This window comes from Solidesulfovibrio magneticus RS-1 (assembly GCF_000010665.1).
In the GTDB taxonomy this organism is placed as follows: domain Bacteria; phylum Desulfobacterota; class Desulfovibrionia; order Desulfovibrionales; family Desulfovibrionaceae; genus Solidesulfovibrio; species Solidesulfovibrio magneticus.
Map to the genome: position 1 here is coordinate 3570753 of NC_012796.1, position 15350 is coordinate 3586102.

Here is a 15350-nt window from a genome sequence, read left to right on the forward strand (position 1 = left end):
CCCTCCGGGCGTTTGCATTGGGTTGCATGTCCATACGCTCCCCTTGGTAATCCTTCTTGTCGTGTCCGTGCGGCCTGAGTCAGGCGGCAGGGACGGCCGAAGCAGTGTTTTGTGTCGCGCCGGGTTAGAACGGCCAGACGTTGTCCAGGATGCGGGTAAGCCAGCCGCTCTTCTGGCGGTCGGCCAGGTCGCCCTCGCCGTAGTATTCGATCTGGCAGTCGGCCAGCATGGTCGACAGCACGGTGTTGTTGGGGCCGATGTCGATGGGCCGCACCAACCCCTTGATGACGATGATCTGGTTTTCGTCGTTGACCCGCGTCTGGCGCGCCCCTTCGACCTGCATCACCCCGCCGGGCAGGATGTTGACGATGCGCGCGCCGATGGAGGCGGTGACGGCCGATTCGCGCTTGGTCTCGCCCTTGCTCTGGAACTTCTGGGCCGTGTTGGTCTTGACGATGGGGTCGCTGCCGATAAGCCCGTTCATGCCGAAGTTGGGGCCGCCGAGCTGGCCGGACAGGTTGCCGGCCACGTTTTTGTTGCTGAAATAGTTCTGCACCCCGAGTTCGTTGCTGGCCGTGCGGTCGTTTTTGGTCTCGGCCTTGAGGTCGGACTTGGAGGTGTCCACGATGTTGACGGTCAGGATGTCGCCGATGCGCCGGGCCCGGGTGTCGTCGAAAAGGAAGGTGGGCTGGCTTTGGCTGTAGATGGAGCCGGGGTTGTCGGCCGGCGGCGGCGCCTTGGCCACGGGCGGCGTCATCTGGGGAGCCGGGGCGGCCTGCTTGGTGGCCGGCGCGCAGCCGACCACGGCGGCGGCGATAAGGGCCAGGGGGATAAGCGGTGTGCGTCTCATGGCGCGTGTTCCTTTGCGTTTCGCGGTCCGTGCGAAGGGACTCTAGGCTTCCTACTGCACCACCACCGTCGTCTTGTCCTTGACGAGGCCGGTGATTTCCTTGGCGAACTTGCTGTTTTTCACGGTGATCTTGCCGCCTGGCGCGCCGTCGGTCATGGCCTCGGCCAGCATGGTCAGGCGCACAGCCCGGCCCTGGTAGATGAGCTTGACCTGATCGCCCCGGACGATAAGCGGCATGGGTTCCATGTCGTCGGCCATGAGGACCTGTCCCGTGCCCACGCCCTTTCTGGCCCGCCATTGCCCGTCGCCCGGCTCGAACACCCGGCCCTTGATCCCGGCCAGGTTGCGGCGTTCGTAGACGTAGGCGATCTGTTCCATGGCGGCGCCGTCCTTGGGCAGAATGTTCTTGATGGCCACCGGCACCCGGCCGAAATGTTCGACCACGGCCTCTGCCGGGGCTTGTTGCAAGATCCTTGCCCCGGGTCCGGTCACCACGTAGCGAAAGGTCGTGCGGCCGGGCTGGAGTTCGGCGGCCTCAACGCCGACGCTGGCGTTGTCGTCGATGAAAAGATGCTCCGGGGCGGAAACCGACAAGAGCTTGGCCTCGGCCCCCAGGGCCGCGACCTTGGGCGTCAAGGTTTCGACGGCCATGGCCCGCAGCTCCTGGCCGGAGACCACCCGCCCCCCCCGCCGTACGGTCAGCTGGCTTGGCAGGGCGTATTCCACCGGCGCGTCGCGCAGGTAATAGCGCAGCCCTTCCATGACCTTGGCCGAAGGGATGACGGATACGCGGCCCACGGCCTCCGGGGCGTACCACAGGGGCGTGGCCCCGAGCACGGCCCAGGCGTCGGCCGGGAATTCGCCGGAAGGTTCGGCGATTTCGGACAACAGCACCCGCTCGCCGGCGGCCGTGGCCGCCTCGCGCACGGCGATCCGCCACAATCCGGCCCCAGCCGGCAGGGCGGCCAGGAGCCAGGCGGCGGCCAGGACGGCGACGGCGAAAATGGTGATGGCGCGGCGTTTCATGGCGACCTCCTTGGCTGTCGGGCCCTCCCCGCGCCGCCGCCCGCCGGTTGCGGGCGGCGGCGGCGGGACGAGCCCCAAATAACGGAACCGGACGACGGACGTCCGCTTAACGCTTGATGTTGACGGCGGTCTGCAACATGCCGTCGGCCGTGGTGATGGACTTGGAGTTGGCCTCGTAGGCGCGCTGGCCGACAATGAGGCCGACCATTTCGTCCACGAGCTCCACGTTGGACATTTCCAGGAACCCCTGGGCCAGGGTGCCGGCGTTCTGGTTGCCGGGAGTGACCTCGTTGGCCGCGCCCGAAGCCTGGCTGGTGGAATAGAGGTTGCGGCCTTCGGCGGTCAGGCCGGCATTGTTGATAAACGTGTAGAGCGGGATGTCGGTGGCGGCCAGCTCGGCGCTGTTGGCGTCGAGGCAGGACAGGTGGCCGTTTTCGGTGATGGTGATGGTCTTGGTTTCGGTGGGCACGGAAAAGGCCGGCTGGAGCGGATAGCCATTGGCCGTGACGATGGTGCCGTCCTGGTTGAGCTTGAACGAACCGGCCCGGGTATAGAGCTCGCGGCCGTTGACGTCGACCTTGAAAAAGCCCTCGCCCTGGATGGCGATGTCGAGCTGGTTGCCGGTGTTTTGCATGTCGCCTTGGGTGAAGAACTTGTGCACCGTCGTCGGCTTGACGCCCAAGCCGACCTGAAGGCCGGTGGGCAGGCGGTTGCCGCCCACGGTCTCGGTGCCGGCCACCTGTAAGGTCTGGTACATGAGGTCCTCGAACTCGGCCCGGCTCTTTTTAAAGCCTACGGTGTTCACGTTGGCCAGGTTGTTGGACATGGTGTCGATTTGCATCTGCATGGCCACCATACCGGTGGAGGCCGTCCACAATGATCGCATCATAACAGTATCCCTCCGGATCCTTGGCCTTACATCTTGTCGGTGCCGACGCGGATGGCCTTGGTGTCAAGTTCGTTGGAGCTGCTCATGACCTTCTGATAGGCTTCGAAGGTGCGCTGGGTTTCGATCATGGAGACCATCTCTTCCACCACCTCGACGTTGGGCTTTTCGAGAAAGCCCTGGGCCACTTCGGTGGTTCCGGCCCGCAGGACCCCTTCCTGGACGGTGGCTCCGGTCTGGGGCATGTAGAGGTTGGCCCCGTATTTCATGAGGGCGTCAGGATTTTGCACGGTGACCACGTCCACCTGGCCGACCTGGGCCCCATCGACGTAGACCGCGCCGTCGCCGCCCACGGAAATCCGGCCCTCTGGCAGTTGAATGGGGCCGCCGCCGCCCAGGACAGGCATATCCTGGTCGTTGACGAGCATCCCCTCGGCCGAACGGTGAAAGGCCCCGTTTCGGGTGTAGTAGGAGTTGCCCTGGCCGGCCGAGACCTTGAAAAAGCCCGGTCCCTGGATGGCCAGGTCCAGCGGGTTGCCGGTGGCCGTCAACGCCCCCTGGGCGAAGTCGATCTGCTGCATGGCCAGGCGGGGCTTGGCAATGAGGTCGGCCCGTGGCAAAAGCTGTTTCTGGCGAATGTCGCCCCGGGGATCCATATGGTAGTCGTGGGCGTAGCGGTAAAAGGTGTCTTCAAAGGAGACCCGGTCGCGCTTGTAGCCCGTGGTGTTGACGTTCGCCAAATTATTGGCGGAGATATTGAGACGCGTTTCCGTTGAGAGTGCGCCGAAAACCGCGCTGTACATGCTCATTTCCATGGAAGCGGTCCTCCTCGGCGCAGTGCTTTGCAACATGCGGGCCAGCCTCGGCCGCCCCGACCGGGCGAAACCCGGCCGAGCCGTCGTCTTTTTTCGCGGGCCGGCCTCGCACAGCTTGACAAACCTCGGCGAAGTGGTATTTCCTCCCATTCGAGCGGGCGTAGCTCAGCTGGTAGAGTACAAGCTTCCCAAGCTTGGTGTCGCGAGTTCGATCCTCGTCGCCCGCTCCAAACCTGAGTCTCCCAACCGAATGGTTGACGTGACGAGGTGGGCCTGACGATCGGTCCACTTTTTTTTTGCTGACAAGGAAATCATGCTTCAGAAAAACGCCGTGGCCGATGCCGTCCGGGATCTTATCGCCCCTTACGCCGCCACCCTGGGCCTTGCGGTCTGGGGGGTGGAGCTGGCTTCGGCCGGCCATCGCCAGCTCGTGCGCCTCTATCTCGATCTGGCCGCCGACACGCCGCGCACGCCCGAACGCCTGGGCGTGACCATCGACGAATGCGCCAGAGTCAGCCGCCACCTCGGCGCGCTTCTTGAGGTCGATGAAATTTTCCACAACCCCTATGTGCTGGAAGTCTCCTCGCCGGGGTTGTCGCGCCGGTTTTTCGAGGCCGGCCAACTGCTCGCCTACGTCGGCCGGGAGATCGAGGCCAAGCTGGCCGTGCCCCGCGAGGGACGCAAGCGTTTCAAGGGCATCCTGTCCGGTGTCTCGGACCAGACCGTGTCCATGACCGTGGACCCCGGGGCCAAGGAATTTTCGATTTCGTTTGATTTTGCCGAGGCGGACAAAATCCGCCTCATCCACGCTTTTGACGCCACACCCGAAGGAGAGGCCGACGGCGACGGCGGGCCGTACGGCAACTCGGAGGCAACCTCATGACCGAACTGAAAAAAGCCATCGATCAGATCAGCAAGGATCGCGGCATCGACCGCGACCTGCTGGTGGACACCCTGGAAGAAGCCGTCCGTTCGTCGGTGATCCGCAAGTACGGCGAGAACCTCGACGTGGAGGTCAGCTACAACGACGAGCAGGGGGAGATCGAGGTCTACCAGTTCAAGGTCGTGGTGGAAGACGACGACGTGGCCGACCCGGCCGCCGAGATCTGCCTGTCCGACGCCAAGGCCATCGACCCCAACGTGGCCCTGGAAGACGAGATGGGCTTCAAGCTCGCCGTCGAGGACCTCGGCCGCATCGCCGCCCAGTCCGCCAAGCAGGTGATCATCCAGCGCATGCGTGACGCCGAGCAGGAGATCATCTACGAGGAATACAAGGACCGTAAGGGCGAAATCATTTCCGGCATCATCCAGCGCCGCGACCGGGCCGGTTGGATCATCAACCTCGGCCGCACCGAGGCGCTTTTGCCCAAGGAAGAGCAGATCCCCCGCGAGCGCTACAAGCGCGGCGACCGGGTCCAGGCCTTTATCATCGAAGTCCTGCCTTCCGGGCGCGGACCCCAGATCATCGTGTCGCGCACCCACGGCGACTACATGAAAGCCCTTTTCGCCCGCGAAGTGCCGGAAGTTTCCGACGGCACGGTCAAGATTGTGGCCGTGGCGCGCGATCCCGGCTCCCGGGCCAAGGTGGCCGTCATCTCCAAGGATCGCGACGTCGATCCGGTCGGCGCTTGCGTCGGCATCCGCGGCTCGCGCATCCAGAACATCGTGCAGGAACTGCGCGGCGAACGCATCGACATCGTGGTCTGGAACCCCGAAATCGCCAGCTACGCCGCCAACGCCCTGTCGCCGTCCCGGGTCACCCGCATTTCCGTCGACGAGGACGAGAAGTCCCTGGAAGTGGTGGTCACCGACGACCAGCTCAATCTGGCCATCGGCCGCAAGGGACAAAACGTCAAACTGGCCGCCAAACTGCTCGGCTGGAAGATCGACATCGTCACCGAATCCCGGTTCCGTGAAGCCAATGCCTCCAAGAAGTTCCTGGAGCAGCTAGCCAGCGTGGCCGAGATCCACGTGGACAACATCATCGCCGCCGGATTTGTCTCCATGGAGCAGCTGGCCGAGGCCGACGACGAGGCCATCGACGCCATCGTCGGCATGACGCCGTCCAAGCGCGACGATCTGCGCGCCGCCCTCAAGCTGATGGGCGCTTTCGACAAGCCCGCGCCGGCTGACGACGAGGATGCCCCGACCGACGAGGACGCCCCGAACGAGGGCAATGCTCCGGCTGACGGGGAGACGCCGGTTGACGACGCGGCCGAAGGCGATGCCGCGACCGGCACGGAAGAAATCAACGCGGACGAGGCCAAATGACGCGCGGCAAGTCCCATGCCCGGCCGCCGTGGCCGGTGCGGATGTGCGTGATCTGCCGGGAGCGCTTTCCGAAAAGCGAACTGGTCAGACACGTCGCGACGGCCGGGGGCGAAGCGGGCCTTGCGCCCGATCCCCGGGCCATCCAGCCCGGACGCGGGCACTATCTCTGCGCCAACCCCGCATGCGCCGAGAAATTTTTGAAATACTCCGGTCGGCCCAGGCGACGGAGGGGGGGGTCAAGGTGAACAAGATTAAAATGAAGGACATTGCCAAGGAGCTTGCCCTGTCCAGCAAGGACATGCTGCATCTCCTGCGCGAACTCGGTATCCAGGTCAAAAGCCAGATGGCCACGCTGACCGACGAGGAAGCCGCCCAATTGCGCGCCCGTGTGCGCCAGGGCAGCTCCGGCCGCACCCAGGTCATCGACACCGAGGTCCAACCCGGCGTCATCGTCCGCCGCCGCAAGGCCGCCCCCCCCCCCCCGGCCGACGCCGCGCCAGCCCCCCGGGACTTCGAACCCGAATCGCCGGCTCCCGCCGACGAACCCGTGGCCGCGACGGCCCCGGCCGAGCCGGAACATGAGGAGCCCGTAGAGGTGCAGTACCAGCCCCAGGCCGAAGATTTCGAGGCCTTTGCCCAGGCCCCCGACGAGGAGCCCGCTCCCCCCGCCCCGGCTCCCCGCACGGGCGGCGCTCGTATCGTGCGCCCGGCCCAAACGGCCCGCATCATCGAGCGCCCCGAGCCGGAAAAGGCCGAGGAGCCCGCTGCCCCCGCCGTGGCCGCCGAACCCGTGGCCGAAGCCCCGGCCCCGGCGGCGGCGACGCCGGCCGCGCCCGTGGCCGAGGACACCCCCCCGGCTCCCGAGGCGACCGCCCAGGCCCCTGAAACGGCTCCCGACACCGAGGCCGCCCCGGTGGCCTCCGACGCTGGCCAGCCGGCCAAGCAGCCGCCCCGGCGTCCCGAGCCGGCTTCCACCGCGCCCAAGGTGCGCATCATTTCCATGCCCGATCCCAAGCGGCCGCCGGCCCCCGAGCGCCGGCCGGCTCCTGCCGACGGCCCCCGTCCCGGTGGTCCCGGCCGTCCCGGCGGCCCCGGCCGCCCCGGCGCTCCGGGCGGCTTTGCCCCGGGCGCGCCGCGTCCGGCCGGCCGGCCCGTGCCCGGAATGCCGCCGGCTGCCGGCGACGACGCTTCCAAGAAGCGCAAGAAAGATCGTCGCGTGGTGGAATTTACCGGACCGGGCGCCGACGGCGACCGCCGCAAGGCCGCCGGTCCCGGCGGCAAGAAGAAAGTCTCCGAGGTCCAGGATCGCACCGGCGGTCGCGGCTCGAAGTTCAAGCGCAAAAAGACCCGCGACGACTTCCTGTCCTCCAAGTCCGACGCCGGGGCCCAGCCCATGAAGGCCGCCAAGCGCAAGATCCGCATGGAAGAAACCATCCGGGTCTCGGATCTGGCCCGCCAGATGGGAGCCAAGGCCCAGGATCTCATCAAGGTCCTGCTCGGCCTTGGGGCGCTGGTGACCATCAACCAGTCCCTGGACATCGAAACCGCCACCCTGGCCGCGGCCGAGTTCGGATTCGAAGTCGAACGTTCGGGCTTTTCCGAGGACGACTACATCATCAGCGCTGAAGCCGACAAGCCCGAGGACATGCGCCCGCGTCCGCCCGTGGTCACCATCATGGGCCACGTCGACCACGGCAAGACGTCGCTTTTGGACGCCATCCGGGCCTCCAACGTCGTGTCCGGCGAGGCCGGCGGCATCACCCAGCACATCGGCGCCTATCACGTGACCACCAACCGGGGCGACATCGTCTTCCTCGACACCCCGGGCCACGAAGCCTTCACCGCCATGCGCGCCCGCGGCGCCCAGGTCACCGACATCGTGGTCCTGGTCGTGGCCGCCGACGACGGCGTCATGGACCAGACCCGCGAGGCGGTCAACCACTCCCGGGCGGCCGGCGTGCCCATTGTCGTGGCCGTCAACAAGATCGACAAGCCCGACGCCAACCCCGACCGGGTCAAGCGCGAACTGGGCGATCTGGGCCTTGTGCCCGAGGAATGGGGCGGCGACACCATCTTCGCCAACGTTTCGGCCAAGCAGAAGCTCGGCCTCGACGAACTGCTCGAAATGATTCTCCTGCAGGCCGAGGTGCTCCAGCTCCACGCCAACCCGGGCAAGCGCGCCCGGGGCCACATCGTCGAAGCCCGCCTGGACAAGGGCCGGGGCCCCGTGGCCACGGTGCTCATCCAGGAAGGCACCCTGCACCAGGGCGACGCCTTTGTCTGCGGCGTGTTCTCCGGCCGGGTGCGGGCCTGTTTCGACGACCAGGGCCGCAAGATCAAGGAAGCCGGACCGGCCATGCCCATCGAGGTCCAGGGCTTTGAGGGCGTGCCCGAGGCCGGCGACGAGTTCGTCGGCGTCGAGGACGAAAAGGTCGCCCGCCGCATTGCCGAGACCCGGGCCACCAAGCAGCGCGAACGCGAACTGGGCAAGGCCTCCAAGGTCACCCTGGAAACCTTCCTGGCCAGCCGCCCCGAGGCCGAGGCCCAGACGCTTAATCTGGTGCTCAAGGCCGACGTGCAGGGCTCCCTGGAAGCCATTGCCGACGCGCTCAAAAAGCTCTCCACCGACAAGGTCAAGGTCAACATCATCCACGCCGGAGCCGGGGCCATCACCGAATCCGACGTGCTCTTGGCCTCCGCCTCCTCGGCCATCATCATCGGGTTCAACGTGCGCCCGACCATCAAGGTCAAGGAAATGGCCGAGCGCGAGAGCGTGGACGTGCGCTTCTACGACATCATCTACAAGGTCGTCAGCGAGATCAAGGACGCCATGTCCGGCATGCTCGCCCCGGTGATCCGCGAACAGTACCTCGGCCAGGCCGAGGTGCGCGACACCTTCAGCGTGCCCCGGGTCGGCACCGTGGCCGGCTGCGGCGTCATGGACGGCAAGCTCACCCGCAATGCCGGCGTGCGCCTGGTGCGCGACGGCGTGGTGATCTACACCGGCAAGCTCGCTTCGCTGCGCCGCTTCAAGGACGACGTCAAGGAAGTCACCAAGGGCTACGAATGCGGCGTTGGCCTGGAAAACTTCAACGACATCAAGGTCGCCGACGTCATCGAGGCCTTCGAGTCCGTGGAAGAAAAGGCCACCCTGTAACGACGTTACGCGGCGGGCTTGCCCTGCCGACGGGATTTCCGGCCGCCGCCTCGGCGGCGGTCGGAACGCCCCTGTGACAACCGATTTTCCAACCGCTCCCCGGCTTGCGGGGAAGGATTCATGGTCGTAGGCGTCCTCACCCTCCAGTTCGCCCTCCACGGCAACGACTCCCTCAAGGGCAAGCGCCGCGTGGCCCAAAGCCTGAAGCAAAAGCTGCGCAACAAATTCAACGTGGCCGTCGCCGAAGTGGCCATGCAGGAATCCTGGGACACCCTCGTCCTTGCCGCCGTGGCCGTGTCCGGCGACGCAACCCACGTCCGGGGCCTCCTGCAAAAGGCCGTCAACATGGTCGAAGCCGCCGCCCTGGCCGAACTGGTCTACGACGACATCGAAATTCTCACGCTCTAGCCCCCATAAAGACTCCTATGAAACGCACCGCCTCGCGCCGCTCGCACCGGCTTGCCGATCAGATCGCCCGGGAAATGGCCACAGCCCTTCTTGAAGACGTCCGCGATCCCCGCCTGGAACTCGTGACCATAACCGGCGTGACCTTAAACGCCGACCTGTCCGTGGCCCAGGTCTTCTATACCCTTAGCGGCGACGCCGAGCGTCTGGCCGGCGCGGCCAAGGCCCTGGACCAGGCGCGCGGCTTCCTGCGCACGCTGCTTGGCCAGCGCCTGCACATGAAGTTCGTGCCCGAACTGCGTTTTTCCCGCGATACCTACCTGGAGGACATGGTCTATGCCCGACCCCAGGAGTGAGATCGTCCGCCGCATCCGGGCCGGCAGGTCCTTCCTGGTGGCCGCCCATGCCTCGCCTGACGGCGACGCTCTGGGGTCCACCGCCGCCATGGGCTTTATCCTCGAAGCCTTGGGCAAGACCTTCTGGCTGATAAACGATTCCCCGGCCCCGCCCCAGTATGGCTGGCTGGAACTGCCGGCCCCGCTCCTGGACCGGCCGCCCTGCGACGACTACGATCTGGCCATTGTGCTCGACTGCGGCGACGCGCCGCGCCTGGGCGGCTTGGATGGCCATCTCGACCCGGCCCGCACCGCCGTTATTGACCACCACCTGGGCAATCCCGGCTTCGGCGCCGTCAACTGGATCGACCCGGCCAGCGGAGCCACCGGCGAGATGGTCGCGCTTTTGGCCAAGGACCTCGGCGTGCCCCTTGTCGGCCCCATAGCCGAAGCGCTCTACACGGCCATGGCCACGGACACCGGCTTTTTCAGCTTCAGCGGCACCACAGCCGTCTGTCTGGAGCTGGTGGCCGAGATGATCCGGGGTGGACTTAACGTCGGCGAGGTCGGCGCGCGCATCAAGAACCAGTGGAGCATGAACCGCATCCGCCTGTGGAGCGAGGTGCTCGGCAGCCTGTCCCTGCACGGCCATGGACAGGTGGGCGCAATCAGGGTATCGCAGAAGATGTTTTCCCGCACGGGAACCGGTCCCGAGGATTGCGAGGGGCTGATCAACAACGCCCTGCGCATCAAGGGCGTGCAGGCGGCGGTGCTCGTGCGCGAGCTGCCCGAGGGCGGCGTCAAATTTTCCCTGCGCTCGGTGGGTCCGGTCAACATCCAGCAGGTCGCGGCCGCTTTTGGCGGCGGCGGACACAAGAACGCCTCGGGCGGCAAGCTGGAGACGCCCCTGGACGAAGCCGAGGCCACGCTGATCAAGGCCTTGACCAAGGTTGTGGAGCCGGCACGTGGCTGAGAACAAGTACCCGCTGCCGCAGCTCCACGGCGTGCTGGTGCTGGACAAGCCCTCCGGCCCCACCTCCACCCGGTGCCTGACGGCCATAAAGCGCCTGGGTCAGAAAAAGATCGGCCATGCCGGCACCCTGGATCCCTTGGCGGCCGGCGTGCTGGTGGTCCTTCTCGGCGAGGCCACCAAGATCGCCCCCTACGTCATGGAGGGCGAGAAGACCTATCTGGGCGCGCTGCGCCTGGGCGTCGCCACCGACACCTACGACTGCGAAGGGACCGTGACGACCGAGGCGCCCTGGGATCATGTTTCTGCCTCGGCCCTGGCCGAGGCCATCGCTTCCTGGACGGAACTGACCAGCCAGGAAGTGCCGCCCTACTCGGCGGCCAAACACCAGGGACGGCCCCTGTACGAACTAGCCCGCAAGGGTCTGGCCGCCCCGGTGAAAGTCAAGGATATTTCCGTTTTCGACGCGCAGGCCGAATCGGTCGACCTGCCGTCGGCAACCTTCCGGGTACGGGTATCCGCCGGCGTCTACATACGCTCCCTGGTCCACAGCCTGGGGATGCGACTGGGATGCGGCGCGATCATGACAGCCCTGACCCGGGAGGAGAGCCGCCCCTTCGCCTTGACGCAGGCGCACAGCCTCGACGCTGTCCTGGCCGACCCGCAGTCGCTGCCCGAGCGGATCATTCCCCTCGACAAAGCCCTGCCCCATTGGCCCACGACAACGCTTGGCCCTGCTGCGGCGGATGACGTCCGCCGGGGCATCCGTGTCCCGGTCACGGGGGATTTCGCCCCCGGGACCCACGCCCTGCTCGTGGACGAAGCGCGCCTGCCCCTGGCTCTGGCCAGGGCCGAGGCGACGGGCGGCCGGCTTAGGTGGGCCATCGTGCGCGGTCTTTTCGGAGACCCGCAACCGGCCCGGCGCGGCGGCAATGACGCCCCCGCCACCAATGACACCCCCTAACCAGGAGGATATCGCTGTGGTCATGACTGCCGAAGACAAGGCGCAGGTTATTGGCGAACACAAAAAGCACGACGGCGACACCGGCTCTCCCGAGGTCCAGGTCGCCCTGCTGACGTCCCGCATCGTCTACCTGACGGGTCACTTCAAGAGCCACCCCAAGGACTTCCACTCCCGCACGGGCCTTTTGAAGCTGGTCGGCCAGCGCCGCAAGCTTCTAAACTACTTGAAGAAAACTGACGTCCAGCGCTATCGCGACCTCATCGCGAAGCTCGGACTGCGCAAGTAGTCGGCAACAACGGGGCCCGGTTCGCCGGGCCCCGCCTTCCCGCGCATGCATTATGCGCGCCCGCTCCCGGGACTCCAGACCGTCCCGGCTGCCGCCGCGCCTGCTGCATGGCGGGAGGGCAATCGCTTCCTTCCTTCCCACCATCCAACGAGGTCCTCATGACAATGACGTTTTCCCCCATCCGGCTTGAAGCCGCCATCGGCGACAAGACCGTGACCATCGAAACCGGCCGCCTAGCCAACCAGGCCGACGGCGCCATCTGGATCCAGTCCGGCGGCACGGTGGTGCTTGTCACCGCCTGCACCCAGGCCCTGGCCGAAGAAAAAGGCTTTTTCCCCCTGGTCGTCGACTACCAGGAAATGGCCTACGCCGCTGGCCGCATCCCGGGCTCCTACTTCCGCCGCGAAATCGGCCGCCCCTCCGAGCGCGAGGTGCTGGTGTGCCGCCTTATCGACCGCCCCTGCCGGCCGCTTTTCCCCAAGGGCTTCCGTGACGAAGTCCAGATCATCGCCACCGTGCTGTCCGCCGACGGCGAGGTCGAACCCGATGTTCTGGCCCTGACCGGCGCGTCCGCCGCTTTGCACCTCTCCAAGATTCCCTTCCAGGGCCCCATCGCCGGCGGCCGGGTGGGCTACATCGACGGCCAGTTTGTCCTGAACCCCACCGTGGCCCAGATCGCGGCCGGCGCGGACCTCAATCTGGTCTTCGCCGCCTCCCGCGACGCCGTGGTCATGGTCGAAGGCGCGGGACGCTTCGTCTCCGAAGAGCTCCTGGCCGACGCCCTGGAATTCGGCCACAAAGCCATCCTGCCGCTGCTTGACCTTCAGGAGCAGCTACGCGAAAAGGCCGGCAAGCCCAAGATCGCCTTTACCCCGCCCGCGCCCATCGTCGAGCTTGAAGCCCTGGTTGCGGCCACGGCCGAAGCCGGACTCAAGCAAGCCTTCACCATCCAGGAAAAGATGGCCCGTCGCGAAGCCCGCAAGGCCGTCAAGCAGGCCGTCATCGAAGCCGTGGTCGCCGCCTACCCGGAGACGCCGCTGTACAAGATGAAGGCCGGCGAAATCCTGGAGAGCATGGAGAAAAAACTCCTGCGCAAGCTCATCAAGGACACCGGCATCCGCCTCGACGGCCGCAACACCACCACGGTGCGCCCCATCGGCATCGAGGTCGGCGTGCTGCCCCGCACCCACGGCTCGGCCCTGTTCGCCCGCGGCGAGACCAAGGCCCTGTGCGTGGCCACCCTGGGCTCCACCGGCGACGAGCAGAAGATCGAGACGTTAAATGGCGAGACGTACAAGCGCTTCATGCTCCACTACAACTTCCCGCCCTACTGCGTGGGCGAAGTCAAAATGCTGCGCGGCCCGTCGCGCCGGGAGATCGGCCACGGCGCCCTGGCTGAGCGGTCCATCCTGCCGGTGCTGCCCGGCCCCGAGGAATTCCCCTTCACCATGCGCATCGTCTCCCAGGTCATGGAGTCCAACGGCTCCTCGTCCATGGCCTCGGTGGCCGGCGCGTCCCTGGCGCTGATGGACGCCGGCGTGCCCATCAAGGCCCCGGTGGCCGGCATCGCCATGGGCCTTATCAAGGAAGACGATGACTTCCTGGTGCTCACCGACATCCTCGGCGACGAGGACGCCATGGGCGACATGGACTTCAAGGTGGCCGGCACCGCTGACGGTGTCACCGGCATCCAGATGGACATCAAGATCACCGGTATCCCCCAGGCTGTCATGCGCCAGGCCCTCAATCAGGCCAAGGACGCCCGTTTGCACATCCTGGGCCGCATGGCCGCCGTGCTGCCTGAGCCGCGCCCCGAACTGTCGGCCCTGGCCCCGCAGCTGGCCGTGGTGCACATCAACCCGGAAAAGATCCGCGAAGTGATCGGACCTGGCGGCAAGAACATCAAGGCCATGACCGCCGAGACCGGCGCGTCCATCGACATCGAGGACACGGGCAAGATCTCCATCTTCGCCCCGACCTTGGAGTCCCTGGAAAAGGCCAAGGCCCGGGTGCTCTACTATGACCAGCACGCCGACGTGGGCGCCAACTACAAAGGCCGGGTCATCAAGATCATCGACTGCGGCGCCATCGTCGAGATCCTGCCGGGCCTCGAAGGCCTGGTCCACGTGTCTCAGCTCGACGTGGAGCGGGTGGCCAGCCCCGCCGACGTGGTCAAGATGGGCCAGGAAATCGAGGTCAAGGTGCTTGACGTCGAGCCTACCGGCCGCGTGCGTCTGTCGCGCAAGGCCGTACTCAACGAAGAACGCGGCATCCCCTACGATCCGGCCGACTACGCCAAGACCGCCGGCCCCCGCCGCGACGGCGGCGATCGTCGCGGCCCACGTCGTGATGACCGCGGCCCGCGTCGCGACGACCGTGGCGGACGCGACCGCGATCGCGGTCCCCGCGACTAGTCGCGCTTTCCCTGCCAATGACAAGGGGAGCCTCCGTACGGGGGCTCCCCTTTTTTTGCGGCCTGGGAGCGGACTTTCCGCACTGTCCGGCACGTTGCCCACAATAAAAAAGCCCGGCCCGGAATCGCTTCCGGGCCGGGCTTGGCGTTGCAGCGGGAGGGAAAAACTACCAAACTGGGTTGTTGATGGGCACGATAAACGTCTGGGCGTGCTGATCGTAGCGCAGCACCACCCGCAGGGAATGGATGCCGAGGTTGGACGGGAAGTAGAGGTAGCCGGGCATGAGGCCGCCGGGGGCGATGGGCGCGGCCCGCCAGGCGTAGGTGGCGATGTCCTGGTAGACCGTGGCCCGGTACTGCTCCATGCTCGGCTGTTGGGAAAGCGCCGCGCCGCCCACCGCGCCGATGCCCGCGCCAATAAGCGCGCCCGGACCGGCTCCCCAGCCGTAGTTGAAGCCCGAGCCGATAAGCGCGCCAAGGCCCGCGCCCACGGCCGCGCCGGTCAGCCCCCCCACCACCGCCGCCTCGGCGCTTTTCTTGTAGGCCGTGGAGGCAAACACCACCTCGGCCGCCTGGGCCACCGGGTACGGCGGATACTCCACACCGCCCGGGCCGATGCCCCGGCACTCCTCGGCGTAGACGATGGGGCTCGCCCCGGATTTGTTGCGCACTAAAAGCAGCGCCGGGGTCAGCCCGGCCTCGTAATAGTTGATGCCCTTGCCGCCCCAGACGTAGCGCACCGCGCCCAGATCCCACTGGGGCGTGCGCACGGCGCTGGGCAGCATGGCCGGATCGACCACGCCGTTTATTTGCGGATTGGGCGGCGTATAGGTGGCGCAGGCGAAAAGCGACAACGACAGGGCCAGCGCGACGACAAGGCGCAGCGGACCGGAAAGACGCGATAACGGTTTCATAATACCTCGTAAATGGCGTTGGTCATGGTTGCCCGGCCCCATGACGGCAGGCCGTTTG

General features: G+C 66.5%; 15 protein-coding genes and 1 tRNA gene. 11 read left to right on the forward strand and 5 right to left on the reverse strand.

Going from position 1 to position 15350, the window contains the following annotated elements; translation table 11 throughout:
* Positions 1 to 124: 124 nt before the first annotated feature.
* From DMR_RS15095 to flgF, 4 genes are all read right to left on the reverse strand, one after another.
* Positions 125 to 850, reverse strand: a complete 726-nt coding sequence (locus DMR_RS15095; RefSeq protein ID WP_015861798.1) for a flagellar basal body L-ring protein FlgH — start codon at positions 848 to 850, stop codon at positions 125 to 127.
* A 51-nt stretch (positions 851 to 901) separates the two neighbouring features.
* Positions 902 to 1876, reverse strand: a complete 975-nt coding sequence (gene flgA / locus DMR_RS15100; protein ID WP_043600810.1) for a flagellar basal body P-ring formation chaperone FlgA — start codon at positions 1874 to 1876, stop codon at positions 902 to 904.
* A 106-nt stretch (positions 1877 to 1982) separates the two neighbouring features.
* The gene (flgG, locus tag DMR_RS15105) at positions 1983 to 2765 is read right to left on the reverse strand and encodes a flagellar basal-body rod protein FlgG (protein ID WP_015861800.1); all 783 of its coding nucleotides are present in this window, start codon (positions 2763 to 2765) and stop codon (positions 1983 to 1985) included.
* Between the two features lie 26 nt (positions 2766 to 2791).
* Positions 2792 to 3577: a flagellar basal-body rod protein FlgF gene (gene flgF / locus DMR_RS15110; RefSeq protein WP_015861801.1), complete on the reverse strand. Its 786-nt coding sequence runs from the start codon at positions 3575 to 3577 to the stop codon at positions 2792 to 2794.
* A gap of 154 nt (positions 3578 to 3731) precedes the next feature.
* Between flgF and DMR_RS15115 the strand changes: the two genes are divergently transcribed.
* The 11 genes from DMR_RS15115 to pnp all read left to right on the forward strand — a co-directional run bounded on the left by DMR_RS15115 (position 3732) and on the right by pnp (position 14379).
* Positions 3732 to 3807 (forward strand) — tRNA-Gly (locus DMR_RS15115).
* 83 nt (positions 3808 to 3890) lie between these two features.
* Entirely contained in the window at positions 3891 to 4460 is a 570-nt protein-coding gene (gene rimP, locus DMR_RS15120) for a ribosome maturation factor RimP (RefSeq protein ID WP_015861802.1), read from the forward strand.
* The gene (nusA, locus tag DMR_RS15125) at positions 4457 to 5848 is read left to right on the forward strand and encodes a transcription termination factor NusA (RefSeq protein ID WP_015861803.1); all 1392 of its coding nucleotides are present in this window, start codon (positions 4457 to 4459) and stop codon (positions 5846 to 5848) included. The genes rimP and nusA overlap by 4 nt, the downstream gene beginning before the upstream one ends.
* 41 nt (positions 5849 to 5889) lie before the next feature.
* Positions 5890 to 6093, forward strand: coding sequence for a YlxR family protein (locus DMR_RS23560; RefSeq protein WP_327194907.1), 204 nt, complete (start codon positions 5890 to 5892; stop codon positions 6091 to 6093).
* On the forward strand, positions 6090 to 9005 hold the full coding sequence (infB, locus tag DMR_RS15130) for a translation initiation factor IF-2 (RefSeq protein WP_015861804.1): 2916 nt from the start codon (positions 6090 to 6092) through the stop codon (positions 9003 to 9005). Before DMR_RS23560 ends, infB begins: the two co-directional genes overlap by 4 nt.
* Before the next feature lie 120 nt (positions 9006 to 9125).
* Entirely contained in the window at positions 9126 to 9413 is a 288-nt protein-coding gene (locus DMR_RS15135; RefSeq protein ID WP_006921378.1) for a DUF503 domain-containing protein, read from the forward strand.
* Positions 9414 to 9430: 17 nt separating this feature from the next.
* Entirely contained in the window at positions 9431 to 9766 is a 336-nt protein-coding gene (gene rbfA / locus DMR_RS15140; RefSeq protein ID WP_043600816.1) for a 30S ribosome-binding factor RbfA, read from the forward strand.
* Positions 9747 to 10718 (forward strand): DHH family phosphoesterase, encoded by a 972-nt coding sequence (locus DMR_RS15145; protein ID WP_015861805.1) that lies wholly within the window; start codon positions 9747 to 9749, stop codon positions 10716 to 10718. Before rbfA ends, DMR_RS15145 begins: the two co-directional genes overlap by 20 nt.
* A complete protein-coding gene (gene truB / locus DMR_RS15150; protein WP_015861806.1) occupies positions 10711 to 11679 on the forward strand; it encodes a tRNA pseudouridine(55) synthase TruB in 969 nt (322 codons plus the stop codon). Before DMR_RS15145 ends, truB begins: the two co-directional genes overlap by 8 nt.
* A gap of 16 nt (positions 11680 to 11695) precedes the next feature.
* Positions 11696 to 11965, forward strand: coding sequence for a 30S ribosomal protein S15 (rpsO, locus tag DMR_RS15155; protein WP_015861807.1), 270 nt, complete (start codon positions 11696 to 11698; stop codon positions 11963 to 11965).
* 158 nt (positions 11966 to 12123) lie between these two features.
* A complete protein-coding gene (gene pnp, locus DMR_RS15160; RefSeq protein WP_015861808.1) occupies positions 12124 to 14379 on the forward strand; it encodes a polyribonucleotide nucleotidyltransferase in 2256 nt (751 codons plus the stop codon).
* A 166-nt stretch (positions 14380 to 14545) separates the two neighbouring features.
* Here the strand turns inward: pnp and DMR_RS15165 are convergent, their stop codons facing one another.
* Positions 14546 to 15292, reverse strand: coding sequence for a hypothetical protein (locus DMR_RS15165; RefSeq protein WP_043600818.1), 747 nt, complete (start codon positions 15290 to 15292; stop codon positions 14546 to 14548).
* Positions 15293 to 15350: the final 58 nt, after the last annotated feature.

Coding starts and splice junctions, on each gene's coding strand:
- DMR_RS15165 (WP_043600818.1), bottom strand. CDS start 15,292: ATGAAACCGTTATCGCGTCTTTCCGGTCCGCTGCGCCTTGTCGTCGCG.
- nusA (WP_015861803.1), top strand. CDS start 4,457: ATGACCGAACTGAAAAAAGCCATCGATCAGATCAGCAAGGATCGCGGC.
- DMR_RS15145 (WP_015861805.1), top strand. CDS start 9,747: ATGCCCGACCCCAGGAGTGAGATCGTCCGCCGCATCCGGGCCGGCAGG.
- flgF (WP_015861801.1), bottom strand. CDS start 3,577: ATGGAAATGAGCATGTACAGCGCGGTTTTCGGCGCACTCTCAACGGAA.
- flgG (WP_015861800.1), bottom strand. CDS start 2,765: ATGATGCGATCATTGTGGACGGCCTCCACCGGTATGGTGGCCATGCAG.
- pnp (WP_015861808.1), top strand. CDS start 12,124: ATGACAATGACGTTTTCCCCCATCCGGCTTGAAGCCGCCATCGGCGAC.
- DMR_RS15135 (WP_006921378.1), top strand. CDS start 9,126: ATGGTCGTAGGCGTCCTCACCCTCCAGTTCGCCCTCCACGGCAACGAC.
- DMR_RS15095 (WP_015861798.1), bottom strand. CDS start 850: ATGAGACGCACACCGCTTATCCCCCTGGCCCTTATCGCCGCCGCCGTG.
- DMR_RS23560 (WP_327194907.1), top strand. CDS start 5,890: ATGTGCGTGATCTGCCGGGAGCGCTTTCCGAAAAGCGAACTGGTCAGA.
- rimP (WP_015861802.1), top strand. CDS start 3,891: ATGCTTCAGAAAAACGCCGTGGCCGATGCCGTCCGGGATCTTATCGCC.
- flgA (WP_043600810.1), bottom strand. CDS start 1,876: ATGAAACGCCGCGCCATCACCATTTTCGCCGTCGCCGTCCTGGCCGCC.
- rbfA (WP_043600816.1), top strand. CDS start 9,431: ATGAAACGCACCGCCTCGCGCCGCTCGCACCGGCTTGCCGATCAGATC.